This is a genomic window from Streptomyces sp. NBC_00209 (assembly GCF_045206345.1).
Taxonomy (GTDB): domain Bacteria; phylum Actinomycetota; class Actinomycetes; order Streptomycetales; family Streptomycetaceae; genus Streptomyces.
This window is the reverse complement of the sequence record NZ_CP108122.1, coordinates 179,647-205,055: the sequence shown is the minus strand read 5'-3', so window position 1 is coordinate 205,055 and position 25,409 is coordinate 179,647. Positions and strand designations below refer to the sequence as shown.

At 74.0% G+C, this 25,409-nt stretch carries 24 protein-coding genes; 21 read left to right on the top strand and 3 right to left on the bottom strand.

What is annotated here, in order from left to right; translation table 11 throughout:
• The first annotated feature begins 11 nt into the window (after window positions 1-11).
• Entirely contained in the window at window positions 12-566 is a 555-nt protein-coding gene (tpg, locus tag OG867_RS32745) for a telomere-protecting terminal protein Tpg (RefSeq protein ID WP_328904739.1), read from the top strand.
• A 285-nt stretch (window positions 567-851) separates the two neighbouring features.
• Here tpg and OG867_RS32740 read toward each other — a convergent pair whose 3' ends face one another.
• Window positions 852-1,808, bottom strand: coding sequence for a ScbA/BarX family gamma-butyrolactone biosynthesis protein (locus OG867_RS32740; RefSeq protein WP_328904738.1), 957 nt, complete (start codon window positions 1,806-1,808; stop codon window positions 852-854).
• A 509-nt stretch (window positions 1,809-2,317) separates the two neighbouring features.
• On the opposite strand from OG867_RS32740, the gene OG867_RS32735 reads away from it, so the two are divergent.
• The 8 genes from OG867_RS32735 to OG867_RS32700 all read left to right on the top strand — a co-directional run bounded on the left by OG867_RS32735 (window position 2,318) and on the right by OG867_RS32700 (window position 10,165).
• Window positions 2,318-2,902, top strand: a complete 585-nt coding sequence (locus tag OG867_RS32735; protein ID WP_331720445.1) for a ScbR family autoregulator-binding transcription factor — start codon at window positions 2,318-2,320, stop codon at window positions 2,900-2,902.
• Between the two features lie 353 nt (window positions 2,903-3,255).
• Entirely contained in the window at window positions 3,256-4,062 is an 807-nt protein-coding gene (locus OG867_RS32730) for an AfsR/SARP family transcriptional regulator (RefSeq protein ID WP_328904736.1), read from the top strand.
• Window positions 4,063-4,124: 62 nt separating this feature from the next.
• The gene (locus OG867_RS32725; protein ID WP_328904735.1) at window positions 4,125-6,122 is read left to right on the top strand and encodes a condensation domain-containing protein; all 1,998 of its coding nucleotides are present in this window, start codon (window positions 4,125-4,127) and stop codon (window positions 6,120-6,122) included.
• Window positions 6,123-6,227: 105 nt separating this feature from the next.
• Window positions 6,228-6,404 (top strand): acyl-CoA carboxylase subunit epsilon, encoded by a 177-nt coding sequence (locus OG867_RS32720; protein ID WP_406291350.1) that lies wholly within the window; start codon window positions 6,228-6,230, stop codon window positions 6,402-6,404.
• Window positions 6,405-6,444: 40 nt separating this feature from the next.
• Complete coding sequence (locus tag OG867_RS32715; RefSeq protein ID WP_331720444.1) at window positions 6,445-8,031, top strand: acyl-CoA carboxylase subunit beta; 1,587 nt, start codon at window positions 6,445-6,447, stop codon at window positions 8,029-8,031.
• A gap of 108 nt (window positions 8,032-8,139) precedes the next feature.
• A complete protein-coding gene (locus OG867_RS32710) occupies window positions 8,140-8,973 on the top strand; it encodes an AfsR/SARP family transcriptional regulator (RefSeq protein ID WP_331720443.1) in 834 nt (277 codons plus the stop codon).
• 30 nt (window positions 8,974-9,003) lie between these two features.
• Window positions 9,004-9,642 carry a ScbR family autoregulator-binding transcription factor gene (locus tag OG867_RS32705; RefSeq protein WP_331720442.1) on the top strand — a complete coding sequence of 213 codons (639 nt, stop codon included), beginning with the start codon at window positions 9,004-9,006 and terminating at the stop codon, window positions 9,640-9,642.
• 1 nt (window position 9,643) lies between these two features.
• The gene (locus OG867_RS32700; protein WP_331720441.1) at window positions 9,644-10,165 is read left to right on the top strand and encodes an acyl carrier protein; all 522 of its coding nucleotides are present in this window, start codon (window positions 9,644-9,646) and stop codon (window positions 10,163-10,165) included.
• Here OG867_RS32700 and OG867_RS32695 read toward each other — a convergent pair.
• On the bottom strand, window positions 10,147-11,091 hold the full coding sequence (locus OG867_RS32695; RefSeq protein WP_331720440.1) for an AfsR/SARP family transcriptional regulator: 945 nt from the start codon (window positions 11,089-11,091) through the stop codon (window positions 10,147-10,149). The two genes, OG867_RS32700 and OG867_RS32695, sit on opposite strands and share 19 nt — an antisense overlap.
• 304 nt (window positions 11,092-11,395) lie before the next feature.
• On the opposite strand from OG867_RS32695, the gene OG867_RS32690 reads away from it, so the two are divergent.
• From OG867_RS32690 to OG867_RS32665, 6 genes are all read left to right on the top strand, one after another.
• Entirely contained in the window at window positions 11,396-12,217 is an 822-nt protein-coding gene (locus OG867_RS32690) for an AfsR/SARP family transcriptional regulator (RefSeq protein WP_328904728.1), read from the top strand.
• Window positions 12,218-12,311: 94 nt separating this feature from the next.
• Window positions 12,312-13,076, top strand: coding sequence for a thioesterase domain-containing protein (locus tag OG867_RS32685; RefSeq protein ID WP_328904727.1), 765 nt, complete (start codon window positions 12,312-12,314; stop codon window positions 13,074-13,076).
• Window positions 13,073-14,338 (top strand): beta-ketoacyl-[acyl-carrier-protein] synthase family protein, encoded by a 1,266-nt coding sequence (locus OG867_RS32680; RefSeq protein WP_331720439.1) that lies wholly within the window; start codon window positions 13,073-13,075, stop codon window positions 14,336-14,338. Before OG867_RS32685 ends, OG867_RS32680 begins: the two co-directional genes overlap by 4 nt.
• Window positions 14,335-15,588, top strand: a complete 1,254-nt coding sequence (locus tag OG867_RS32675; protein ID WP_331720438.1) for a beta-ketoacyl synthase N-terminal-like domain-containing protein — start codon at window positions 14,335-14,337, stop codon at window positions 15,586-15,588. The genes OG867_RS32680 and OG867_RS32675 overlap by 4 nt, the downstream gene beginning before the upstream one ends.
• A 57-nt stretch (window positions 15,589-15,645) precedes the next feature.
• Window positions 15,646-15,909 carry an acyl carrier protein gene (locus OG867_RS32670; RefSeq protein ID WP_328904724.1) on the top strand — a complete coding sequence of 88 codons (264 nt, stop codon included), beginning with the start codon at window positions 15,646-15,648 and terminating at the stop codon, window positions 15,907-15,909.
• Window positions 15,910-16,809 carry an MBL fold metallo-hydrolase gene (locus OG867_RS32665; protein ID WP_328904723.1) on the top strand — a complete coding sequence of 300 codons (900 nt, stop codon included), beginning with the start codon at window positions 15,910-15,912 and terminating at the stop codon, window positions 16,807-16,809.
• Window positions 16,810-16,825: 16 nt separating this feature from the next.
• On the opposite strand, the gene OG867_RS32660 is transcribed toward OG867_RS32665, so the two are convergent.
• Window positions 16,826-17,314: a nuclear transport factor 2 family protein gene (locus tag OG867_RS32660; RefSeq protein ID WP_328904722.1), complete on the bottom strand. Its 489-nt coding sequence runs from the start codon at window positions 17,312-17,314 to the stop codon at window positions 16,826-16,828.
• 157 nt (window positions 17,315-17,471) lie between these two features.
• Here OG867_RS32660 and OG867_RS32655 point away from each other — a divergent pair, with 157 nt between their 5' ends.
• From OG867_RS32655 to OG867_RS32630, 6 genes are all read left to right on the top strand, one after another.
• On the top strand, window positions 17,472-19,055 hold the full coding sequence (locus tag OG867_RS32655) for a class I adenylate-forming enzyme family protein (protein WP_406291344.1): 1,584 nt from the start codon (window positions 17,472-17,474) through the stop codon (window positions 19,053-19,055).
• 37 nt (window positions 19,056-19,092) lie between these two features.
• Window positions 19,093-20,796 (top strand): FAD-dependent oxidoreductase, encoded by a 1,704-nt coding sequence (locus tag OG867_RS32650; RefSeq protein WP_331720436.1) that lies wholly within the window; start codon window positions 19,093-19,095, stop codon window positions 20,794-20,796.
• Window positions 20,793-21,587 (top strand): SDR family NAD(P)-dependent oxidoreductase, encoded by a 795-nt coding sequence (locus OG867_RS32645; protein WP_073969568.1) that lies wholly within the window; start codon window positions 20,793-20,795, stop codon window positions 21,585-21,587. The genes OG867_RS32650 and OG867_RS32645 overlap by 4 nt, the downstream gene beginning before the upstream one ends.
• A gap of 63 nt (window positions 21,588-21,650) precedes the next feature.
• Complete coding sequence (locus OG867_RS32640; protein ID WP_328904719.1) at window positions 21,651-22,607, top strand: aromatase/cyclase; 957 nt, start codon at window positions 21,651-21,653, stop codon at window positions 22,605-22,607.
• 143 nt (window positions 22,608-22,750) lie between these two features.
• Window positions 22,751-24,517 carry an acyl-CoA dehydrogenase gene (locus OG867_RS32635; protein WP_331720435.1) on the top strand — a complete coding sequence of 589 codons (1,767 nt, stop codon included), beginning with the start codon at window positions 22,751-22,753 and terminating at the stop codon, window positions 24,515-24,517.
• Window positions 24,514-25,362, top strand: a complete 849-nt coding sequence (locus tag OG867_RS32630; RefSeq protein ID WP_328904717.1) for a 4'-phosphopantetheinyl transferase superfamily protein — start codon at window positions 24,514-24,516, stop codon at window positions 25,360-25,362. The genes OG867_RS32635 and OG867_RS32630 overlap by 4 nt, the downstream gene beginning before the upstream one ends.
• Window positions 25,363-25,409 lie beyond the last annotated feature (47 nt).

The window sequence follows — 25,409 nt, the reverse complement described above, 5'->3', positions numbered from 1 at the left end:
GGAACCAGCCGATGAACACGGTCGGGGAAGGTCTCGACGAGGCGGTCCAGCGGGCGTTCACCCGGCCCGCGCCCAAGTCGGCCGGTGCGCAGATGCGGTACCTCGTCAAGCAGCTCAAGGGCACCAGGGCCGCCGCCGCGCTCCTGGGGATCACCCAGCGCACGGTCGAGCGGTACGTGCGCGACCAGCTGAAGAAGCCCCGCCCGGAGCTGGCCGCCCGCATGGAACGGGAGGTCAAGCAGCGCTGGCAGCCGCAGATCCAGGCGAAGGCCCGGAAGGCCGCGGCCACCACCGGCGGCATCGTCATCGACACCCGGGCCCGGTTCGGCTACACGGCGGCGCCCGGCTCCACCGACGACGCCCGGCTGCGCCACCTCACCGTGGCGCTCCCGCCGGCGTACGCGGCCCGGCTCTTCGAACTCCGGGAGCAGGGCGGCAGCGACCGTCAGCTCCAGGAGGTCGCCGCCGAGGGATTGCAGGAGATCTACTTCAAGGACGCCGGGCGCCGGGCGCAAGGGCTCCTCGTGGAGTACACCGACCTGGAGCACGTCGCCTTCGACCTCTGACGGGGCGTCGCGAAGGGGCTGTCGGGCCCGCCTGTACGCGGGGGGACGCGGCCCTCTCGCGGGGGCGGCCTCCCGCGTACAGGCGCGAGCGGGTTCTTCGGTCGCTTCGGTCGCTGTGGTGCGGCGCGTACGGACGTGACCTGCTGGTTCGCCGCGGGGGCGGGTCAGCGACCCAAGGCGGTACCGGTTGTTCTCCGTACCGGTGGCTTCCGTTCATCCATCCGAACAGGACATCCGGTTTGTTCATGGGGGCGGGCGAGGTCCCGGGCGGCGGGTAGGGTCCGCCTAGTCGACCGGGCCGGTGAGCACCGAGGTGAAGACGTTCTTGCCGTCCTGGTGCCCGGTGATCTCCATCGTGACCATGTTGCCGGGTTCGCGTTCCACCCGGGTCACCTCGATCCAGCAGGGCCGGTCGAGTTCGGCGTACTGGTGGAAGTCGTTGGTGGCGGCGGCCGGGGTGAACGTCCGGGGCGCCATCACGGCACAGGCGGCTTGGCGGGCCGCTTCGAGCAGGACCATGCCGGGCACGTGATCGCCCTTGTGGTCGAAGAGGATCGGGTGGTCGAGGTCCGGGGTGAGCAGCCAGCGCGGTCTTCCGCCAGGTGCGGAGCCGGGGGCGGGGGAGAGCACGACATCCGTGGTGTACGGCCGTCCGACGACGGCCGGCGGCAGCGGTTCGCGGGCCGGGTGCGGTGCGGTGACGGGCGGTTGGGCGGCGCGGTTCTGGCGTAACCGGTTGTAGACGGCCGGGGGGATCACGGAGATCTGACCGGTGCCGCCGGCCAGGGAGCGGCCGCCCCGGCGGAGCGCGAACTCGAAGGCGACGCGGCTGGCGATGCCCCTGCGCCGGACGATGTCCGTGCACCGGGTGTCGAGGTCGAAGTCGGTGGGGCCCGAGGCGATGCGCAGGTTCTCGGGATCGGCCGTGTACGTGATGCTCGACATCACGAAGTTGTGGCCGAGCGGCACACCCAGCTCCACGTGGGAGACGTAGATGCCCGCCTGCCGGAACGTTTCCGCGATCTGCAGCGGGTCGTGACTCGTGCCGTCCTGGCTCCGGAACATGGTGTGGGCGCGAGGCCATTGGCCGGTCAGCGCGAAGCTCATCCCGTCCCGGGAGTCGCATCCGGTGAGGAACACCTCCGCGACGGAGTCGCGGTGTACGTACTCCTTCGCGACCGTGCTGGTCAGCCGCGGTGCGGCCGGGAGTGCGGTTCTGGCTTCAGCGGTGGTGAGACTCATTGGGGCCCCCGTCTGGACATGAAACCTGTGTTCGGCGACGCCACTTAAGATACGGACCTACCGGTTTTCTTCAATCGGCCCAAAAGTAAAGAGTTTACCAAGAGCTGAGCGTTTACTTGAATATCTTATTCCGTTTCACTGTCTCCGGCAGGCATATGCGCCCTTGCAATAGCGCAGGAAAGCAGACATAAGCCGCATAACGCCTCGTGCTGCTAGCGACCGCCGCCGGGGCTGGGGGAATAAGAAACCTATCGGACGGTTTCTTTTGTTGGTTCGCGGTGCATTTTTCGGGGAGAACGGCTGGAGAAACCAACTGTTTCCAAGGTCGGAGCTCACGAGGCCCCCCGGCCGCATGCAAAATGATCAGCTGAACACCGCGAGGCGCACGCTGCGGCACTAAACCAACCAGCCGTGCGGTTTGCTAGGGTGTGCACGAGTCAGTATGGAGAATCCAGGGTGAATCGGACGGTTTTACGCCGCTTCCCCCGCCCCGCCCGGAGGAGGACACGATGGTGAAGCAGGCGCGAGCGGCTGTGACGCGTCAGGCCCTCATCTCGGCCGCGGCGGAGGTCTTCGGCGCCGACGGGTACGCGATGGCGACGCTCCCGGTCATCAGCGGCCGGGCCGGAGTGAGTTCGGGCGCCCTGCACTTCCACTTCCCCAACAAGGACGCGCTGGCGTCCGCCGTGGAGGACGCCGCCGCGGAGTCCGCCCTCGCGCTGACCGAGGAGAGCGCGCGCACCGCCAAGGGCGGCCGGCTCCAGGCGCTCGTCGCCGCCGTGGGCCGGCTGATGGACGCGGTCACCGACGATCCTGTCGTGCGCGCGGGCTTCCGGCTGGGCGGCGATCCCTCGCGCAAGAGCGAGGCCAAGCTCCACGACTGGTGGTACGAGTGGGTGCGCAATGCCCTCGTCCAGGCCCGCGCCAACGGGGAGTTGGCCGAGGACGTCTCGGCCGAGGACGCGGCGGTGGTCATCGTGGCGGCGACGCTCGGCCTGGAAACCCTCGGTGCGGCCGACCGGTACTGGCGGTCCGCGGAGCGGCTGGTCCAGCTGTGGTCGTTCGCCCTGCCGCGGCTGACTCCGGCGGAGTAGCGCCGCAGGCCCGGGCAGGACGCTTCCGTGCACCGGGCCGCCCGCTGCCGCCGGGCCTCCGGCGCGTTGCCGGCAGCGCCTCCACCTCGTAAAACAGTCCACTCGGTCTGGTAATTCGGGCCTTCATTGCCTCGACGCGGACCCCCTTGGGCGCCCCAATCTCCTTCTTTTTGTCCCTTTTGGGGAAATTTATCGGATCAAGGCGGCCGTCCCTCAAGGATCGCTGGCGGTCCGCGCGAGACTAAACAGGGCGCACGGTTTGGTATTGACATACCGCCCGTGCTGTTTTTAAATCGTTCCGTCAGCAGAAGTTCCAGGCCGTTCCGGCGGCCAGGGGATGACGGGGAGACCGCGTGGACATCGACGTACTCGGCACGCTCGCCGTGCGGGAAATGGGCGCTTCGATCACACCGACCGCGCCCAAGCCCCGGCAGGTGCTCGCCCTGCTGGCCCTGCACGCCGACGAGGTGGTGCCCGTGGGCACCCTCACCGAGGAGCTGTGGGGGAGCGAGCCGCCGCGCAGCGCCCGGCCCACCCTCCAGACCTACATCCTCCAGCTGCGCGAACTGATCACCGCCGCGCTCGAAGAGCACGGCGACGACACCCGCACCGCCAAGGACGTCCTGCTCACCGTCCCCGGAGGCTACTTACTCAAGGGCGGCGAAGGCGGCCACGACGTGCAGGAGTTCGAGCGGCTGGCCGGCATGGGATACCGGGCCATGGACGCCGAGGACTTCCCCGAGGGCGCGCGGCTGCTGCGCGAGGCGCTCGCCCTGTGGACCGGCCCGGCGCTCGCCGACGTCCACACCGGGCCGCACCTCGACACCCAGATCAAGCGGCTGGAGGAGAGCCGGCTGTGCGCCCTGGACCAGCGCATCGAGGCCGACCTCAGGCTGGGCCGCCACCGCGAACTGCTCTCCGAACTCACCGTCCTGCTCAGCAGGTACTCCACCCATGAGAGCCTGTGCGGCCAGTACATGCTGGCCCTCTACCGCTCCGGGCGGCGCGGCGAGGCGCTGGACGCCTACCAGCGGCTGCGCTCCACGCTGGTCCGCACGCTCGGGCTCGAACCCTCGCCCGCGCTGGCCAAGTTGCAGCGTTCCATTCTCATGGCCCGGCCCGAGGGCGTCGCGGGGGCGAGCGGAGTACGGCTCGCCTGAGAGGGCAGCCGTACCGGCTGAGGGAGGGCAAGTGATGCGGCGCACGCGGGATCAGGGGCCCGATGAGTGACGATCTGGTGCTTGCGGTGGTCCTCGCACCCGTGCCGGCCGCCTCCGGCCCGTCCGTCGAGGCGGAGCTGTGCGGCCCCCTCGACCCCGGCCTGGCCGAGGCGGTGGCGGCTCGGGTGACCCAGCGTCACGCGTACACGGTGACGGCGGAGGCGTCCGGCGCCGGACGCCTCACCCTGCGCGTCGCGCACGCGCAGGGTGGTCCGGCCCGGCCCGGAGCAGCGGTGTTCGCCGACGTCCTGGCGCTGGCGGGCGGCGCGCGTGACACCGTCACGGTGGCCGGACACCAGCAGGACCTCATCCGCGCGGCCGTCGAGGAGCCGGCGGGCGGGCATGTCGGCCAGGTCGCCTGGAACTGGACGGGGCCGGTCGACCTCGCCCGGTTCACCGCCGCCTGGCTGTCCGTCGCGGACCGGGAGTCCGTGTTGCGGGCGGCCTTCGACTGGACGCACCTGCCCCGCCTGGTGCTGCACGACTGGGCCGCGATCGACGTCGCCCACCTCGCACACGGCGCCGTCTCCTGGAGCGACCTGATCGAGCGCGACCGCCTGCGCGGCTTCGCACCGCACCGCCCCGGCCTGCTGCGCGTGACCCTGATGGACGGGCCGCCCCGCCCCGGGGGCACCAGCGCGCCCACCCGGGTCCTGCTCACCTACCACCGGGCGCTGCTGGACGAGCGCGGCGTCCACCTGCTGCTGCGGGAGTTCTACCGGGCGTACACCCGCGGGGGCGCCCTGCCGGGACGCGAGCGGCGCCCCGATGTGCGCGACCACGCCCGGTGGCTGGCCCGGCAGCGGACCGAGGGCGCCCGCGCCTACTGGGCGACGGCCACCGCGCCCCCGGAGACGGCCGCGCCCGAGGTCCCGGACGACGGGTCCCCGGCCGGGCCCCTCGGCACCGGACGCGTCCACCGGCGGCTCCGGCCGCCCCAGACCACCCGGCTGCGCACCTGGGCCGCGATGCGCGGGGCGGGGGAGTCCAGCGCCCTGCACGCCGTGTGGGCGCTGCTGCTGTACCGGGCGGCCGGTGCGGTCGGCCCGGTGCCGGTCAGCTTCGGCGTGCATCTGTCGGCCCGGGACATTCCGATGGAGGGCGCCGCGGGCATTCCGGGGCTGCTGGGCAACCCGTTGCCGATGACGGTCACCGTCGATCCCGCAGACCCGGTGGCCGGTCTCCTCGGGCAGGCGCGCGACGCCGCGCTGGACCTGGCCGTCCACGCCTGGGTGCCGGGTGACCGGGTCCGGGTCTGGACCGGCCGGAACCCCGACACCGAACTCTTCGAGACCGGCATCGTGTTCGACAACCGGGTCGAGCTGCCCGCGGCGCTGCTTGCGGAGCTGCGTGCCCAGGACGTCGAGGTGGACGCCCCACGCAGCATCAGCGCCCACCCCGGACTGCCGCTCACCCTCGCGGCCCGGCACGACGCGGACGGCGGGCTGGCCCTCACGGTGCGCTACGACCGCCGGTGCCTGGGGGACGTGGACGCGTCCGCGCTGCTGGCGCACTGCGTGCGCCTGCTGAGGTCGTTGCCGGACCACCGCGATCCGCAGTCCGCCGTCGGCGATCTCCTCGAACTCCTCCAGGGCTTGGAGGTGCCCCGTGTGCTGCCCCGTCCGCCCGTGCCGGAGGGGCCCGACGTGGTGGTGCTGCGCGCCGGGGACCCGGCGGCCGGCACGATCGTGCTGGTGCGGACCCCGGGTGTGCCCGTGGGTGCGTACGAGGCCCTGGTACGCCATCACCGGGGCCCGGAACGGATCGTGAGCCTGCGGGCGGCGCGGCCGGGTGACCCTTCCGCGCTGCCCTCGCTGTTGGGGTCCGGGCGGCTGGTGCTGTGCGGCGCGGGGCCGGGGGGCGCGGCCGCGTACGAGATGGCGTGCGCGGCCGACGAGGGCACGGTCACGGCCGTCGTCATGACGGGGGTCGGCAGCGGCCCGGCCTGTGCCGGTGCGCTGGCGACCGGGTTGAAGTCCGTCCGCGCGGGGAGCCGTTGAGCGGTTGTCGAGCGGCTCTCCAGTGGAGCCGGAGCGGTGCTCCAGCGGGGTGGCCGATGCTGCCGTAAACGCTGGAGGTGGGGTATGGGCGGTCCGGAACCGGCAGTGTCCGCGTTGCGCATCGAGCGCGGACGGGCCACCGAGGAGGAGCTCGCCGCGCTCACGGTGGTGCTGCTCGCCCTGCGCGCGGAAGCCGGCGGGCAGCGGGACGAGGCCCCGGCCGGGCGCGTTTTGGGATGGAGCCCGGAGCCCGTCTACCGAGCTCCGCGCAGCTGGCGATAGTGCGGCAACGCATTCCAGGAAGGGACCTGACGACATGTCGATGACCACTTCCCCCGTCCCGGAACTGCTGGGGCAGGCCGGTCTCCGTGGCCGCGTGGCGGAACTGCGCGAGATCCACGCGGCGGCGGAGCGCGGGCCCGGTGACCGGGCGACCGAGGTGCAGCACGCCAAGGGCAAGCTGACGGCGCGCGAGCGCATCGAGCTCCTTTTCGACCCGGGCTCGTTCCACGAGGTGGAGCAGCTGCGCCGCCACCGGGCGACGGGTTTCGGCCTGGAGGCGAAGAAGCCGTACACCGACGGTGTCGTCACCGGCTGGGGCACGGTCGAGGGCCGGACGGTCTTCGTGTACGCGCACGACTTCCGGATCTTCGGCGGGGCACTGGGCGAGGCCCACGCGACGAAGATCCACAAGATCATGGACATGGCCATCTCGGCCGGTGCGCCGCTGGTCTCCCTGAACGACGGCGCCGGCGCCCGTATCCAGGAAGGTGTCTCGGCCCTTGCGGGGTACGGCGGGATCTTCCAGCGCAACACCAAGGCTTCGGGCGTGATCCCGCAGATCAGCGTGATGCTCGGCCCCTGTGCGGGCGGTGCGGCCTACAGCCCGGCGCTCACCGACTTCGTGTTCATGGTGCGCGAGACCTCGCAGATGTTCATCACCGGTCCGGACGTCGTGAAGGCGGTCACCGGCGAGGAGATCACCCAGAACGGCCTGGGCGGCGCGGACGTCCACGCCGAGACCTCGGGCGTCGCGCACTTCGCGTACGACGACGAGGAGACCTGCATCGCCGAGGTCCGCTACCTGCTGTCCCTGCTCCCGCAGAACAACCGCGAGAACCCGCCCGTGGCACCGACCGCCGACCCGGCCGACCGCCGCTCGGACACCCTCCTCGACCTGGTGCCGGTGGACGGCAACCGCCCGTACGACATGGCGGAGGTCATCGAGGAGCTGGTGGACGACGGCGAGTACCTGGAGGTCCACGAGCACTGGGCGCGCAACATCATCTGCGCCCTGGCCCGGCTGGGCGGTGAGGTGGTGGGCATCGTCGCCAACCAGCCGAAGTCGCTGGCCGGGGTGCTGGACATCGAGGCGTCCGAGAAGGCCGCGCGCTTCGTGCAGCTCTGCGACGCCTTCAACATCCCGATCGTGACGCTCCTCGACGTGCCCGGCTTCCTGCCCGGCGTGGACCAGGAGCACGGCGGCATCATCCGGCACGGCGCCAAACTGCTGTACGCGTACTGCAACGCCACCGTGCCCCGTATCTCGCTGATCCTGCGCAAGGCGTACGGCGGCGCCTACATCGTCATGGACTCGCAGTCGATCGGTGCGGACCTCACCTACGCCTGGCCCACCAACGAGATCGCGGTCATGGGCGCCGAGGGCGCCGCCAACGTCATCTTCCGGCGGCAGATCGCGGAGGCCGAGGACCCCGAGGCGATGCGTGCCCGCATGGTCAAGGAGTACAGGACCGAGCTGATGCACCCTTACTACGCCGCCGAGCGGGGGCTCGTGGACGACGTCATCGACCCGGCCGGGACGCGCGAGGTCCTGATCGCCTCGCTCGTGATGCTTCGCACCAAGCACGCCGACCTGCCGGCCCGCAAGCACGGCAACCCCCCGCAGTAGAGGCTTCCTGGAGCTCCCTTGTAAACCGGGCACGCGGTTTGGTATTGACAAACCGCGTGCCCTGTTTTTAGCTTCGCTGATGACTCATGCGTGAAAAGGGGGAGCACCATGGACATCGAAGTACTGGGCGCGCTGGTCGTCACCGAGGGCGGGATCTCGGTCGCCCCGACGGCGCCGAAGGCCCGGCAGGTACTGGCGCTCCTGGCCGTGCACGCCGACCGGGTCGTCTCCGTACCCGATCTGATCGACGAGCTGTGGGGCGGGAATCCGCCGCGCAGCGCCCGTACCACCTTGCAGACCTACGTGTTGCAGGTACGCGAGCTCATCGCCGCGGCCCTGGAACGCGCCCCGGCCGACGCCTCGTCGCGTACCGCCAAGGACGTCCTGGTCACCGCCCCCGGCGGGTACCTGCTGGACACCTCGGGCGGCACCGTCGATGTCCGCGAGTTCGAGCGGCTCGTCGGCTGCGGCTACCGCACCAGCGACGCGGGCGACTTCCCGCGCGCCGCACGCGAACTGCGGGACGCGCTCGCGCTGTGGACCGGGTCCGCACTCGTGGACGTCCGGACGGGGCCGCGGCTGGACATGGAGCTCCGGCGCCTGGAGGAGACCTGGCTGTGCGCCCTCGACCAGCGCATCGACGCCGACCTGCGCCTCGGCCGCCACCGCGAGCTGCTGAGCGAACTCACGGTCCTGGTCAGCCGCTACCGCACGCACGAGAACCTGCACGCCCACTACATGGTCGCCCTGCACCGCTCGGGCCGGCGCAGCGAAGCGCTGGACGCCTACCACCGGCTGCGGGCCAGGCTCGTCGGTGAGCTGGGGCTCGAGCCATCCGCAGGGCTGCAACGACTGCAGCGCTCCATTCTGAGGGCCGGGTCCGCACCGGCACCCGGGACGGCCGCGGCCGACACCGGCGAGCGGCTGACCCAGGTCGGCTGAGCGAGGGTCCCATGGTCCTGGGAGGGCTGCATGCAGGAGAGGTCGGAACGCACCAGGCGCCGGCTCGTCGACGCGGCGGCGGAGCTGTTCACCCGGAGCGGGTACGCGAGCGCCACGCTCGGCCAGATCGCCGCCGCCGCGGGCGTGACCAAGGGCGCGCTGTACTTCCACTTCCCGTCGAAGGAGGCGCTGGCCGACGCGGTGGCGCTGCACGGCCGCACCCGGCTCGGGGAGTTCCTGGACGAGCGGCGGGCCACCGGCGACGGGCCGGTGCAGCACCTCATCGACCTGACGCACTGGCTGACCCTGGCCCGGCGCGAGGACCCGGTCGCCCGGGCCGCGTTCCGGCTGGCCGACGACGGTGTGGCCGGTCCTGCCGGCATCGGCGGCCTGCGCCGGGCGTGGCTCGCCGAGGCCCGGCGCCTGCTGGACGAGGCCGACGCGGCCGGGGAGCTGAGCGGGGACGCCCGGGGCGACGGCGCCGAGGCGCTGCTTGCCGGCCTGTTGTACGGGATCGCGCCGCCCGGGGATCGGACCGCCGGGCCGGGGCCGGGGGACGGCGGGGCGCTGTGGCAGCTGCTGCTGCCGGTGCTCGTGGGCCCCGGGCGGACCGGCCGCTACCGTACGGCGCCGCCACGGCCCCGCGCCGAGGCCGTGCGGGCCGCGTGACATGTACTCCGCCCCCGCCGATGTCCTGGCCACGCTGATCGGTCTGCTGGCCGACGTCACCCGGCGCGACGCGTGCACCCTGCACCCCTGGCAGCCGTTCCCGGAGATCGGCCTGGACTCGCTGCTCGGCACCGAGTTCGTGGCGACCGTCAACGCCCGCTTCGGCACGGCCATCAAGGGCGCGGCCGTCCTGGACCACCCCAGCCCGGAGGCGTTCGCCGTATATGTGGCGCGGGAGGCGCGGTGCGGGCCGGCCCCCGCGCCCGTCGCCGCCCCGGCCGCGCCGCCGTGCCGGCTCCTGCCGTCCGCCGACGAGCTGCGCGAGGAGCTGGCGCAGATCCTGGCCTGCGATCCGTGGGACCTGGACCCGTGCACCCCGTTCAGCGATCTGGGCGTCGACGCCCGGGCGGGCGCGGAGTTCATGACGGCGGTCAACCGGCTGTACGGGCTACGGGAGCGGGCCGTCGTCCTCCACGACCACCCGGACCTCACCGCGCTCGCCGCTCACCTCGCCACCGCCTGAGGGCCCGCCGTCGCCGCGTTCAGCCGGCGGGTCAGCTCCAGCTGCTGCCTGCCCAGCTCGTCCACCCGGCGGCGCAGCCGGTCCAGTTCGTCCAGGACGCCGGGGGCCACGAGGCCGGGGGAGTGGGTGAGCACCGACTCCAGGCGGCCGCGCAGCGCCGGGCCCGGTTCGATGCCGAGGGCGGCGACCAGGCGGCGCCGGGCCCGCTCGTACACGCCGATGGCCTCCGCCTGACGGCCGCTGCGGTACAGGGCCACCATGAGCAGGTCGTAGAAGCGCTCGCGCAGCGGGTGGTCGGCGGTGAGCCGTTCCAGGTCGCCGATGCACTCGCCGTGCCGCTCGCAGCGCAGGCGTGCCTCGTGCAGGGCCTCCAGCGTGGTGAGCCGCATCTCGTCCAGCCGGTCGGCCTCCGCCGCGCACACCGGCCCCCGGCGGCAGTCCTGCAACGCCGGTCCGCGCCACAACTCCAGGGCGCCGTGCAGGAGCTTCGCCGCCCGGGCCGGGTCGGTGGCGACGGCCGCCCGCCCCTCGGCCGAGCGCCGGGTGAAGCGCTGGACGTCGGTGGAGGCGCCGCCCAGGTCGAGCAGGTAGCCCGTCGGCAGGGTGCTGATCCACGCATGGCCGTAGTCCCCGGGCGCGGGCAGCAGCCGCCGCAGCCGGGCCACATGGGCCTGAAGGGCGTTCGCCGCGTTCCCGGGAGGTGCGCCGTCCCACAGCTCCGCCGCCAGCCGGTCCACGTCGAGCAGCACCCCGGCGTGGGTGACGAACGCGGCGAGCAGCGCCCGCTGCTTCGAGCCGGCCGGGACGATGTCCGCGCCCCCGGTGGCGTCGTGGACCATGACCGGACCCAGCAGCCGGAACTCCACGGGGCTGTGCGCGGCGGCGGACCGCGCCGCCTCCGGGCGCGGAGTGGCGAGGACGCTCATCGGGTGGCTCTCCCTCGGAATCCGGTCACGGCATGGACGGTAACGACCACCCGATGGCCGGGGGAGACCGCCCGAGTGCCCCTCCAGCCGTCGTCCGCGTGTTCTTGAGGCGGCGCCCCGGGGCCGCAATCCGGCCGCAATGCCTGCTTGGAGGGCTGCTCGAACACTGATCGAGAGAATGAGGCGCACGGTGTGCCCGGGGCTAGCGTGCCTGGCGCCGACGGCTTTCGGCCACGGGGGCGAAGGCGCCGGCGCACGCGATCACGGCCGGGCCCACCCCGGCCGGGTCCTTGGGGAGGCCACCGTGCGCATACAGGTTCTGGGTCCGTTGAGTGCCGAGGTCAACGGGATGTCGATCGTGCCCACCGCGGGCAAGCCGCGACAGCTCCTCGCGCTGCTCGCCTTCCACCCGGGCCGCGTCGTGCCCGTGCCCACCCTCATGGAAGAGATCTGGGGCAGCAACTCGCCGCAGAGCGCCATGACCACCCTCCAGACGTACATCCTCCAGTTACGCCGCCGGCTCGGCACCGCGATGGGGCCCGACATCCCCGGCGCCGCCAAGGAGGTCCTGGCCACCCGGCACGGCGGCTATCTGCTCCAGGTCCCGCCGGACGCCGTCGACGTGCACCGCTACGAGGAGCTGGTGACGGCCGGTCGCGGCGCCTTCGACCGGGGCGAGGACGTCCGGGCCTCGTCGCTGTTCGGCGAGGCGCTCGCCATGTGGCAGGGCTCGGCGTTGGTCGACGTACGGCTGGGCCCCGTCCTCGACATCGAGGTGATGAGGCTGGAGGAGTCGCGCCTGGTCACCGTCGAACGGCGCATCGACGCGGATCTGCGCTGCGGCCGGCACACCGAGGTCCTCGCCGAACTCACCGACCTGATCATGCGTCACCCCCAGCACGAGGGGCTGCACTCGCAGGCGATGGTCGCCCTCTACCGGTCGGGCCGGCAGGCCACCGCCCTCGACGTCTACCGCAGGCTGAGGCTGCGCCTCGTGGAGGAGCTGGGCGTGGAGCCGTCGCCGCAGATGCAGCGGCTGCACCGGGCCATGCTCACCGTCGACCCGGCGCTCGACGTGCTCAGCGGGCGGCGCGGGCTGTCCACGTTCGATCTGTACGCGGCCTGAGCCGAGGTCCAGCACCGTTCGAGTGGGAGTTGCCAGGCTGCGGTCGGGGAGGGCCCAGGCCGAGGGCCCGGACTCCTACGCGAGAGGACGGCCCATGTCCGACGAACGGCCCGTACGGCTCCACTGCTTCGCGCACGCCGGAGCGGGCGTCTCCGCCTTCTACGGCTGGGGCCCGCGCCTCGGCCCCGGCGTCGAGACCGTGCCGCACCTGCTGCCCGGCCGCGAACGCCGGCGCTCCGAGCCGCGCCTCACCCGCCCCGCCGACCTGCTCGCCGACCAGCTGGACCACTTCACCGGCTTCACCGGCGAGGGCGGCGAAGCACCGTACATCCTGTACGGGCACAGTCTCGGCGCCCTCGTCGCGTACAGCGTCACCCGGGCCCTGCACGAGGCGGGGCTCCCGGGGCCTGCGCTGCTCGTCGTCGGCGCCTGCCCGCCGCCCGACGCGCTGTCCGCCCTGGCCGACCAGTGCCGGGCGGGCGACGAGGAGCTGCTGCGCCTGCTCGGCGAGGCCAACGCCCTGCCCACGCGCGCCCGGCCCGGCGACTTCTGGCACCAGGCCGTGCTGCCGGTGCTCCGCGACGACCTCGTCCTCGCCCACGAGCTGCGGACGGCCGCCCGCGAACCCTCGCCGGCCGGGCCGCTCACGGTCCCCGTCCTCGCGGTGGCCGGCGCGGACGACCCGCTGGCGCAGCCCGGGGCCATGGCGCAGTGGCGCGCCTGGACCACCGGCCCGTTCGCCGTCCGCACCGTGCCCGGCGACCACTTCTTCCTGCGGGGCCACGACCTCCCCCGTCTGGTGGGCCGCGCCGCACGCGTGGTGCGCCGGCTCGCCCCCCAGCCCGCGGGTGTCCGATGAGGCGGGTCGTCATCACCGGTATCGGGGTGGTCGCCCCGGGCGGCACCGGCACCGCCGCGTTCTGGTCGCTGCTGACGGAGGGGCGTACCGCCACCCGCCGCATCACCCGCTTCGACGCCACGTCGTTCCGGTCCCGGATCGCCGCCGAGGCCGACTTCGAACCCGCGCACCACGGCTTCGACCCCGGCGAGGCCCACCGCCTGGACCGGGTCGCGCAGTTCGCGCTCACCGCCGCCCGCGAGGCCGTCGCCGACAGCGGCCTCGACCTGGCGGCCGGGGGCGAGCGCACCGGCGTCTCGCTGGGCACCGCGGTCGGGTGCAGCAGCGGGCTCGACGAGGTGTACGCACATGTCAGCGAGCGCGGCGAGCACTGGCTGCTGGACCCGGCCCGCGCGGAGGAACGGCTCGGCGACTACCTCGTGCCGAGTTCCGTGGCCGCCGAGGTCGCCCGGGACGCCGGGGCGCTCGGCCCCGTCGCCGTCGTCTCGACCGGGTGCACCTCCGGCCTGGACTCGCTCGGGCACGCCGCGGAGCTCATCCGCGAGGGCAGCGCCGATGTGATGCTGGCCGGGGCGTCCGAGGCGCCGATCACCCCGATCACCCTGGCCTCCTTCGACGCGATCCGGGCCACCTCCGCGCGCAACGACGAGCCGGAGACCGCCTCACGCCCCTTCGACCGGACCCGGGGCGGCTTCGTCCTCGGCGAGGGCAGCGCCGTACTGGTGCTTGAGGAGTACGCGCACGCGGTACGCAGGGGGGCGCGGGTGTACGCGGAGATCGCGGGGTTCGCCAGCCGCTCGAACGCGTACCACATGACCGGACTGCGCCTGGACGGGCGGGAGATGGCGGAGGCCGTCCGTATCGCGCTGGACGAGGCGCGGCTCGACCCGACCGCCGTGGACTACGTCAACGCGCACGGCTCGGGGACGAAGCAGAACGACAAGCACGAGACGGCCGCCTTCAAGGCGAGCCTGGGCGAGCACGCCTACCGGGTGCCCGTGAGCTCCATCAAGTCGATGATCGGGCACTCGCTCGGTGCGATCGGCTCCCTGGAGATCGCCGCGTGCGCGCTGGCCATCGAGCACGACACGGTCCCGCCCACCGCGAATCTGCACGAGCCCGACCCGAGCTGCGACCTCGACTACGTACCGCTCGTCGCCCGCGAGCAGCGCACCGACACCGTGCTCAGCGTCGGCAGCGGATTCGGCGGCTTCCAGAGCGCGATGGTGCTCACCGCCCCCCGGACGGAGTCCCGCCGATGACCGTCGCCGCTCAGGAGAAAGACGTATCCGCCCGTACCGCGACCGCGGCCGTCACCGGCATCGGGATCGCCGCACCCGGCGGAGTCGGCACCGAGACCTGGTGGTCGGCGGTCCTGCGCGGGCACCGCGCGATCGGCCCCGTCACCCGGTTCGACGCCTCCGGCTACCCGGCCGTCCTCGCCGGTGAGGTCACCGGCTTCGAGGACGCGGCGCACGTGCCGGCCAAGCTGCTTCCGCAGACCGACCGGGTGACCCGGCTCGCCCTCGCGGCGGCGGCCGAGGCCCTCACCAGTGCGGACATCGACCCGTCGGCCCTGCCCGAGTACGGCATGGGCGTCGTCACCGCCAACGGCGCGGGCGGCTTCGAGTTCGGCCAGCGCGAACTGCAGGAACTGTGGAGCAAGGGCAGCCGGTACGTCGGCGCCTTCCAGTCCTTCGCCTGGTTCTACGCCGCCAACTCCGGCCAGATCTCCATCCGGCACGGCCTGCGCGGCCCCAGCGGGGTCGTCGTCTCCGAGCAGGCGGGCGGCCTCGACGCGATGGCCCAGGCCCGGCGCCAGCTGCGCAAGGGCGGCCGGGCCGTCCTCACCGGCGGCTTCGACGCGACGGTGTGCCCGTGGGGCTTCACCGCCCAGCTGGCCGCCGGGGGCCTGAGCACCCGGAGCGACCCGGCCGACGCCTACCTGCCGTTCTCCGCCGACGCCTCCGGGCATGTCGTGGGGGAGGGCGGCGCCCTGCTCGTCGTGGAGGACGGCGACGCCGCGCACGCCAGGGGGGCCCGCGTCCTCGGCACCGTCGAGGGCTGCGCCGCCACCTTCGACCCGGCGCCCGGACGCGGCGCGCCCCGGCTGCTCGACGCCGCACGCCTCGCCCTCGCCGACGCCGGGGTCGACGCGGCGGACGTGGACGTCGTCTTCGCGGACGCCGCCGGGAACCGGGACGCCGACCGCGCCGAGGCCGCCGCGCTCACCGCCCTCTTCGGCCCGTACGGGGTGCCGGTGACGGCCCCGAAGTCGCTGTTCGGGCGGCTCGGTTCGGGCGGGTCCGCCCTCGATCTGGCGGCGGCACTGCTCGCCCTGCGCGACCAGGTCGTCCCGCCGGGCGCACCGGTCGGCCGGCTCGCCGACGACTGCCCGGTGGACCTGGTGACCGGCGCGCCCCGCCCGGCACGGCTGCGGCACGCGCTGGTCCTCGCCCGGGGCCGGGGCGGCTTCAACGCGGCGGCCGTGGTGCGCGCGCCCCGCGCGTGAGCGCCGTACAGCTCTGAGCACCACCCGAACGCACACCCGTACCAGGAGGGGAACACCGTGGACCGCCTGAACCTGACCGACCTTGCCGCCCTGCTGCGCGACGCCGCCGGCAGCGACGAGGGCGTGCCGCTGGACGAGGCCGCCCTGGACACCCTCTTTCTCGACCTGGGCTACGACTCGCTGGCCCTGCTCCAGGTCACCGGCATCGTGGAGCGCGACCACGACCTGGCGCTTGACGAGGAGGCGCTGGACGAGGCGCAGACCCCGCGCGCGTACCTCGACCTCGTCAACGGGGCGCCGGCCGCCCGGTCGGCGGCCTGAATGACGGACGGCCTGCTCGCCGAGATCGCCGACGGTGTCCACGCCCACGTCCAGGGCGACGGCGGCTGGTGCCTGAACAACTCCGGGCTGCTCGCCGACGGTGGTGAGAGCGCGCTGGTCGACACCGTCGCCACCCTGGACCGGGCCCGCGCCCTGCGCGCCCGGGTCCTCGCGGTGACGGCCGGCCCGCCCCGGTACCTGGTCAACACGCACTTCCACGGCGACCACACCTTCGGCAACTGCGTCTTCCCGGAGGCGGTCGTCGTCGGCCACGCGCGGGCCCGGGACGAGGCGGCCGCGGCGGGGCTGCACCTGACGGGGCTCTGGCCCGAAGTGCGCTGGGGGGACCTGGAGGTCGTCGTCCCGCAGGTCACCTTCGAGGAGCGGATGACGCTGTACGTGGGGGAGCTGCGGGCCGAACTCCTGCACGTGGGGCCCGCGCACACCTGCGGTGACACCGTGGTGTGGCTGCCGGGGCCGCGCGTCCTGTTCGCCGGTGACGTGGTGATGAACGGCGTCACCCCGTTCTGCCCGATGGGCTCGGTCAGCGGCTCCCTGCGCGCCCTCGCCGGCCTGCGCGCCCTGGAACCGCTCACGGTCGTCCCCGGGCACGGTCCCGTCGGCGGCCCGGAACTCCTCGACGCCGACGCGGGGTACTTCCGCCGCCTCCAGGAGCTCGCCCGCGAGGGCGTCGCCGCCGGCCTGACCCCGTACGACGCCGCCCGGGAGGCGGGGCCGGGCCCGTACGCCGGGCTCCTGGACTCCGAGCGCCTGGTGCCCAATCTGCACCGGGCGTACGCGGAGGAGCGCGGCGCCCTCCCGGGCGCGCCCCTCGACATCGGGGCGCTGTTCCAGGAGATGGCGCGGTACCACGGCGGTCTGCCGGTCTGCCGCGCCTGACGCTCCCGCGCATCCCTCAGACGAGCACCGGGGCCGGGTAGCCGGCCGTGAGGTCGTCCCGCGACACCACACGGCTGCGGACCCGCAGCCGGCCCCGGCAGCGGACCAGTTCGTCCGCCATCACACAGAACCGCGACACCACCGGCACACCGCCCCGGGGCGTCGCGAAGACCAGGGCGTAGGCGCGGGTGTGCAGGACGCCGCCGGGGCGGACGTCCACGTCGAGCATGCCGATCCAGTGGCGCAGCTGCCCGCCCTCGCGCTCCTGCCGGGCCCGGTTGCGGTGGACGTTGGCGGCCAGTTCCGCGCGCCCGTGCACCGGGCTGTCCAGCGTGGGCACGCTGAACACGGCGTCCTCGGTGAAGGTGGCGGCCCAGCGCTCGGCGTCGTGCCGGTCGAAGAGCTGCATCTGGTGGGCGTAGAACTGCTGGACCTCGGCGTACAGCGAACCGAAGTCCGAGGTGTCCGGCGCGTGTCCGGTGAGGTGCGTGGTGTCGGCCGTCATCGTGTCTTCCTTTTCCTCCGCAGGGGTCTTCGGGCGGTTCTCCGTCACCTTCCGTGGTGCTGATCGAGCGCTCTTCGAAGATTCCTCAAGCGCACGGGCGGAGGGTGAAGGCAATCCGGAGGTAAAGGCCGCCGGTGGACGACGGAAGGGGACCCCGGTGCGCGACACCCCGTACAGCGACCTCCCGGTGGACGGACTGCTGCGGCGCGCCGCGCGGCGCGACCCCGACGGCACCGCCGTGCGCACCGCGACCCGCGTGCTGCGCTTCGCCGAACTCGACGCCTACGCCGACCGGATCGCCGGCCGGCTCTCCTCGGCGGGCGCCGGCCGCGGCACCCGGGTCGGGGTCACCCACACCCTCACCCCGGAGTTCGCCGCCGCGTACCACGGGGTCATGCGGGCCGGGGCCACCGTCGTCCTGGTCAACCCGCTGCTCCCGCCGGAGGGGCTGCACCATGTGCTCGGCATCTCGGGCGCCGAGATCGTCCTCGCACCCGCCGCCACCGCCGCGTCCCTCACGCGGATCGCGCCCGGGCTGCCCGCCCTGCGCACCGTCGTGGTCGTGGACGCCCCCCACGGGCGGGCGCCCGCCGGCACCGTGCCCCTGCACGAGCTGATCGCCGGGGCGCAGCCGTACGCCGGGCCCGCCGCGTCGCCGGACGACGTGGCGTGCGTGCAGTTCACCACCGGGACCACCGGCGCCCCCAAGGGGGTCCTGCTGACCCATCGCAACGTGGTCGCCAACGCCTGGCAGACCGCCGACGCGCACGGCCTGACCGGCGCGTCGGTGACCCTCAACCACCTGCCGCTCTACCACGTCATGCATCTGAACTCGGCCCTGTACGCGGGCGCGTGCCAGGTCCTCTGCCAGGACCCGGACCCCTTCGCGTCGCTCGGCGCCGCCGCCGACGCGGGGGCCACGCACTACTACGGGCTGCCCGCCCGGCTGCACGCCCTGGCCGCCGACGAGCGCCTGGCGGCGGGCGGGGCGCCGGACGGGCTGCGGCTGACCGCCGTGCTGTCCGGCGGATCGGCGCTGCGGCCGCAGACGGCGCGCGTCCTGGAGGAACGGCTCGGCGTGCCCGTCATCCAGGGCTACGGCATGGCCGAGCTGTCCCCGCTCACGCACAGCCAGCGGCCCGGCCGCTACCGCCCCGGCACCGTCGGCTCCGTCGTCGCGGGGACCGAGTGCCGCATCGTGGACCTGACGACCCGGCGCCCGCTCGGCCCCTGGTCGGTCGGCGAGGTCCTGGTGCGCGGGCCGCAGCTGATGGCCGGTTACCTGGGTGAGGAGCACCCCGCCCGGGTCGACGCGGACGGCTTCTTCGCCACCGGCGACGTCGGCCGCCTGGACGACGAGGGCAACCTGACCCTGGTCGACCGGCTCGCCGACGTCTTCAAGTACGACAACGAGATCGTCTCGCCCAGCCGCATCGAGCGGATCCTCGCCGACGACCCCCGGGTCGCCGACTGCCTGGTCGCGGACTGGCCGGACCCCGAGCACGGGGCCCTGGTGTGGGCCGGGATCGTGCTGCGCGAGGACGCCGGGGCGGACGGCGACCCGTACGGCCACGGCGTGCTCGACGTGCTGGACGCGATCATCGAGCGCGCCAACGACCGCCTCGGCCGCTTCGAGCAGATCCGCTTCGCCGAGGCGATCGACACCGTGCCGCGCACGCCCACCGGGAAACCCCGGCGCCGTGCCGTACGGCAGAAGCTGCGCGCCAGCGCCGCGCTGTGACCGCCCGACCGTCCGCCCCCGACCCGGGAGACCGACCATGGTGAACTCCGGCACGGAGCCGGCCGCCCCGCCGCAGGTGCTGATCGCGGGCGCCGGCCCCGTCGGCCTGACCGCCGCCCACGAACTGGCCCGCCGCGGCCTGCGGGTCCGCCTCGTCGACGCGGCCCCCGGCCCCGCGCGCACCAGCCGCGCCGTCGCCACGCACCCGCGCACCCTGGAGACGTACGACCAGATGGGCGTCGTGGACGCCATGCTCGCCCGGGGCCGCCGGAACGCCGCCTTCACGATGTACGCCGAGGGCCGCCGCCTGGTCCGCCTCCAGGCCGACTACGCGTCGATGCCGACCGCGTACCCCTTCACGCTGGTCATCGGCCAGACCGACACGGAGGCCGTGCTGCGCGAGGCGGTGGCCCGGCTCGGCGTCGCCATCGAGTGGGGCGTCCGGCTCACCGGCCTCGACCGGCGCCCGGACGGGGTGCGCGTGACGCTGGAGGACGCCGACGGTGTCCGGAGCACCGCGGACGTCTCCTGGCTGGTCGGGTGCGACGGCGGCCACAGCACCGTCCGCAAGCTCCTCGGTCTGGAACTCGCCGGTACCAGCAGCGAGACGTGGATGCTCGCCGACGTGCCCGTCACGATGGACCTGCCGCCCGACACCATCTACTGGGCGCACACCGGCGGACAGGCCCTGATGATGGTGCCGTACGCGCGCGAGGGGTACTGGCGCCTCCTCGACACCGTGCCGGACCGCGACCCCGCCGGTGCCGAGGAACGCCTCGGCGCGAAGCTGTCCAAGGGCCTGGGCCGGCCGGTCACCGTCGGCCCCAGCGAGTGGACGTCCGTCTTCACGTTCCAGCAGCGCAGGGTCGACCGGATGCGCGAGGGCCGGGTCTTCGTCGCGGGCGACGCCGCCCATGTGCACAGCCCCGCCTCGGGCCAGGGCATGAACACCGGCATCCAGGAGGCGTACAACCTGGCCTGGAAGCTCGCCCAGGTCGAACAGGGCCACGCGGCCGACCGGTTGCTCGACAGCTACGGCGCCGAGCGCGTGCCCATCGGCGCCGCCCTGCTCGACTCCACCCGCACCGCCACCGTCCTCGTGCAGCTCAAGAACCTGCTCGCCGCGGCCGTGCTGCCCGTCGTCTTCACCATCGTCCGCAACGTCACCCCGTTGCGCCGCGCCATTCAGCGCAAGGTCCTCGGCGGGATGTCCGGGCTGCGCATCGGCTACGGCGCATCCCCGCTCACCACCGCCGCGACCGCCGCCACCGGGCCCGCCCCGGGTGGCCGCGCCCGGGGCGTCGCGCTGGACGGCCTGGAGCCCACCGTGCGCGAGGCGTTCGCCCGCGAACTGCGGGACGTGCGGTGGAGCCTGCTGCTCGGGGCGGGCGGCACCGGACCCGGCGACGTGCCCGTGGGCGTCGCCGTCACCGCGGCCGCCCAGTACGCCGAATGGCTCTCCGTGCGCACCCTCGGCGGCCGCGCCGACGGCACCGAAGGCCCCGCACCGCTTGCCGACCCCGGCGCCGCGCTGCGCACCGCGCTCGGCCTGCGCCCCGGCTCCTGGCTCCTGGTGCGCCCCGACGGATACGTCGCCGCGCGCGGACCCGTGCTCAGCCGGACCGCGCTCGACCGGGCGCTCGAACCGGTCGGGCCGTCCGCCCCGCTCGCGCTGCCGGCCCGTGTGGAGCCGCGCCCCGTCCCCGTACACCCGGCCACGACGAAGGAGCCCCGCCCATGACCGCCACCTCCGAGACCCGCCCCGTCGCCCTGGTGACCGGCGGCACGAGCGGCATCGGCCTGGAAGTGGTCCGTACGCTCGGCCGCGCCGGACACCGCGTGTTCCTGTGCGCCCGCACCGACGCCGCCGTCAAGGAGACCGTCGACGCCCTGCGCGACGAAGGGCTGGACGTCTCCGGGCAGGCCGCCGACGTGCGGTCCCGCGAGGACGTCGCCGCCCTGGTGCGCGCCGCCGTCACCGCGTACGGGCCGCTCACCGTCCTCGTCAACAACGCCGGGCGCAGCGGCGGCGGCGTGACCGCCGAGCTGACCGACGAGCTCTGGTACGACGTCATCGACACCAACCTCAACAGCGTGTTCCTGGTGACCCGCGAGGCCCTGGCGAACGGCGGGCTCCAGGACGCCGCCGCCCGGGGGCGGATCATCAACATCGCCTCCACCGCCGGCAAGCAGGGCGTCCTGCTCGGCGCCCCGTACAGCGCCTCCAAGCACGGCGTCGTCGGCTTCACCAAGGCGCTCGGCCGCGAACTCGCGCCGACCGGGGTCACCGTCAACGCCGTCTGCCCCGGATACGTCGAGACGGCGATGGCCCAGCGGGTGCGCGCGGGATACGCCGCCGCCTGGGACACCACCGACGAGGACGTCCTCGCCCGGTTCGAGGCGAAGATCCCCCTCGGGCGCTACTCCACCCCGGAGGAGGTCGCGGCCCTGGTCGGCTACCTGGCGTCCGGCCCCGCCGCCTCCATCACGGCGCAGGCCCTCAACGTCTGCGGCGGCCTGGGCAACTTCTGACCCTCCCGGACCGCCCGCGCCGCGCGGGGCGGGGTCCACGAACAACCCAGAAAGAGGTGTGTGGTGTCGGACGTACGTGTGCACCGGACGAGGCACAGTGTCGACGTGGACGCCCAGCCGGGCGTCGTCTACGGGCTGATCGCGGACGCCGAGCGCTGGCCGCTGTTCTTCCCGCCCAACGTGCACGTGGAGCGGCTGGAATTCGACGGCCGCGACGAGCGGTTGCGCATGTGGGCGATCGCCAACGGCGACGTGCGGTCCTGGCTCTCCGAGCGGGCCCAGGACCCGGCGGCGCGCCGCATCACCTTCCGGCAGACCCGGCCGCAGGCCCCGGTCGAGACCATGGAGGGCACCTGGATCGTGGAGGAACGCCCCGGCGGCGGGACCCGGCTGGTCCTGCTGCACGACTTCACCGTCGCCGGGGACCGCCCCGGGGACGTGCGGTGGGTCGAGACCGCGTGCGACACCAACTCCCGCGCGGAGCTGGCCGGTCTGAAGGGGATCGCGGAGCGCTGGACCCTCCTGGACGACCTCGTCCTGTCCTTCGAGGACTCGGTACGCGTCCACGGCCCCGCCGAGCTGGTGTACGACTTCCTGTACCGCGTCGGCGACTGGCCCGAGCTGGTCCCGCACGTCTCGCGCCTCGACTTCACCGAGCCCGCCCCCGGTGTCCAGGTCATGGCCATGGACACCGTCACCGCCGACGGCAGTACGCACACCACCGAGTCCGTCCGCATCTGCTTCCCGCACGCCGGGCGCATCGTCTACAAGCAGACCGCCACCCCCGCCCTGATGGAGGCGCACACCGGCGAGTGGTCCGTGGTGCCCGACGCGACCGGCGTCACCGTCGTCTCCCAGCACACCGTCGTCCTCCGGGAGACCGCCGTCGAACAGGTCCTGGGCGCGGGAGCCGGGCTGCCCGAGGCCCGCCGTTACGTACGCGAGGCGCTGGGCCGCAATTCCACGGCCACGCTCAACCTGGCGAAGCGGCACGCGGAGACCGCGATCCGCATGCTGTGAGACACCCTCTGGGCCATGTCCGGAGCGCCCGTGGAGCGGTTCCCGAGCCGTTCTCCACCGCGTCGCGAGCGGCCGCCCGCAGGGTCGAGCCACGCTCACCCGCACCCCGTGCCCGTACGACGAAGGAGGCGGACGCCGCCGTCATGACCACCCTCGCAGAGATCCCCGGGCGCCCCGCCCCCTCCCCTGCCCCGGACCGTGCGGACGCGGACGCCCTCGAACGGGCGCGACGCCTGGAAGCACGGCTCGGCGACCCCTACGACCCCGGCAACCCGCACGGGTTCGCCGCCCTGTTCGACGCCGACGCCCGCAGCACCCCGCCCGAGGCGACCGAGGCCCTGCTCACCGAGGCGGGGCTCGGCGCCGAATGCGTGCCCGTCGCCCTGGGCGGCCTGCTGACCCGCGCCGATCTGCTGGCCCGGGCCATGCGGCCGGTGTTCCGGCGCGACCTGGGGCTCGGCATGGGCCACGGCCTCATCTCGCTGTTCGCGGCGGGCGCCGTGTGGGCGGCCGGGGACGAGCCGCAGCGCCGCGAGACCGCCCGGCTGCTGCTGGGCGGCGGTCGGGTCGCGATCCTGCACCACGAACTCGCCCACGCGAACGCCATCCTGCGCCACGAGTTCACCGCCCGCCCGGCCCCCGGCGGCCGCCGGATCAGCGGCCGCAAGGACGTCATCCTCAACGCGTCGCGCGCCGACCTCCACGTCGTCTACGCCCGCACCGACGAGGCCCCCGGCCCGCGCAGCCACTCCGTCCTGCTGCTCGACCCGGCCGGACAGGACCCGGCCCACCTGCGCCACCTGCCCCGGGTGGAGAGCTCCGGGATGCGCGGGGCCCTCTTCTCCGGCCTGGAGTTCGCCGAGCTGCCCGTGCCCGAGGACGCACTCGTCGGCCACCCCGGCGACGGGGCCGGTATCGCCCTGCGCGCCTTCCAGGTGAACCGGAGCCTGATCTGCGGGCTCGTCACCGCCGCCGCCGGAACGGTCCTGCACTCCGCGGCGCGCGCCGCGACGGAGGGCCGCGCGAGCGGGGTCGCCCGGCGTTGGCACAAGCCGCTCACCGGGGTCTTCGCCGACCTCCTGGCCTGCGACGCGATGTCCACCACCGTCCTGCGCGCCCTCAGCCTGCTGCCCGCGAGCGCCCACCTCTTCGCCGCCGCCGTCAAATACGTGGTGCCCGAACTGCTGCGGGAGAACCTGGAAGAGCTCGCCACGGTCCTCGGCGCCCGCGGCTACGACCACACGAGCCCCGCGTACGGGGCACTCGGCAAGCTCAGCCGCGACCTGCCCGTCGCCGGGCTCGGGCACGCCGGATCCGCCTCCTGCCAGTCGGTCCTGGTGCCCCAGCTGCGCGGCCTCGCCGAACGCTCCTGGTTCGCCGAACCCGAGCCGCCCGCCGAACTGTTCACCCCGGGCGCCGTGCTGCCCCACCTGGACTACCGGCTCCTCGGCATCGCGGGGGGCGGCGACTTCATGGCCGCCTCGCTCGTCGCGACCGCCGAACGGCTCGCCCCGCTCCGCGAAGCCGGCGGCCACACCGGCGCGCTGGCCGGGCTCGCCGAGGCGTTCGCCACCGAACTGCGCGGGCTGCGCGCCCAGTGCCGCCGCATCCCGGCCGACCCGTCCGCCCTCGCCGACCCGGCCGTCGTCCGGCTCAGCGACCGCTACAGCCGGATCGTCGGCGCCGCGGCCGTGCTCGCCGTCTGGGAGGGCCAGGACGGCGCCGACCCGTTCCTCGCCGACCCCGCCTGGGCCGTGCTCGCCCTCACCCGGGCCGGGCAGCGCCTCGGCATCCCCGTGCCCGCCCTGCCCGACGGCGTCCAGGACCAGGTGCTCGCCGAGCTGCTCCGCCGGCACGGCCAGGGTCTGGGCTACGACCTCGACGCGCTCCCGTACGAAGGCAGGCCATGACGAGCATCCCCGCGCCCGGTGCCGGGCGGATCGGCGCCGGGCGGATCAGCGCACCCCTTCACGTCGCGGGGCCCGGCGCGCCCTGGCACCTGGTGCGCGAGGCCATGGACCGGCACGGCAACGCCGTCGTCCACACCACCTGGGGCGAGTGGCTCGGGGCGGCCGTCACCCAGCCGGCGCTGCGCCGGCTGCTCGGCGGTGACTGGCAGCGCTACCGGCGCACCCAGGACCCCACGCTCCGCTACCGGTTCCTCGCCTCCCGCCTCGTCACCAAGTACACGGCGGCCGCCGCCCTGCGCACCGGACCGGCCGAACTCGACCTCGCGTACCGGATCGGCGGCCGGCCCTACCTGCGCAGCCTGGACCAGATCGACGTGAGCCTCACGCACACCGAGGACATGATCGCCGTCGGCATCAGCCGCAACGGCCGGATCGGCGTCGACGTCGAACCCGCCGGCCGGCCCATGTCGTACGACCTGCTCCAGGGCCACGTGCTGACGCCCGCCGAGCGCGGGGCACTGGAACACCTTCCGGAGGGGGAGCGGGCGGCGCGGCTGCTGCGGCTGTGGACGCTCAAGGAGGCGTACACCAAGGCGCTCGGGCAGGGGCTGCGGCTCGACTTCACCGAGTTCGGCTTCGCCGAGGGCGGCGGTGAACTGCTCGCGCCCGACGGCCGGCCCGCCGCCGACGGCGACTGGGCGTTCGCCACCCACCGGGTCCTGGGCGGGCGGTACATGCTCAGCGTCGCCTGCCACGACACCGGCCTGGCCGCCTCCGCCGACACGACGGTCCGCACCATGCTCGACACGGGCTTCGCGGGGGCGGTCACCGAACTGCTCGGCTGAATCGCGTCCTGCTCGGCCCCGCGTCCAGTCCCGCTGGAGGAAGGCGC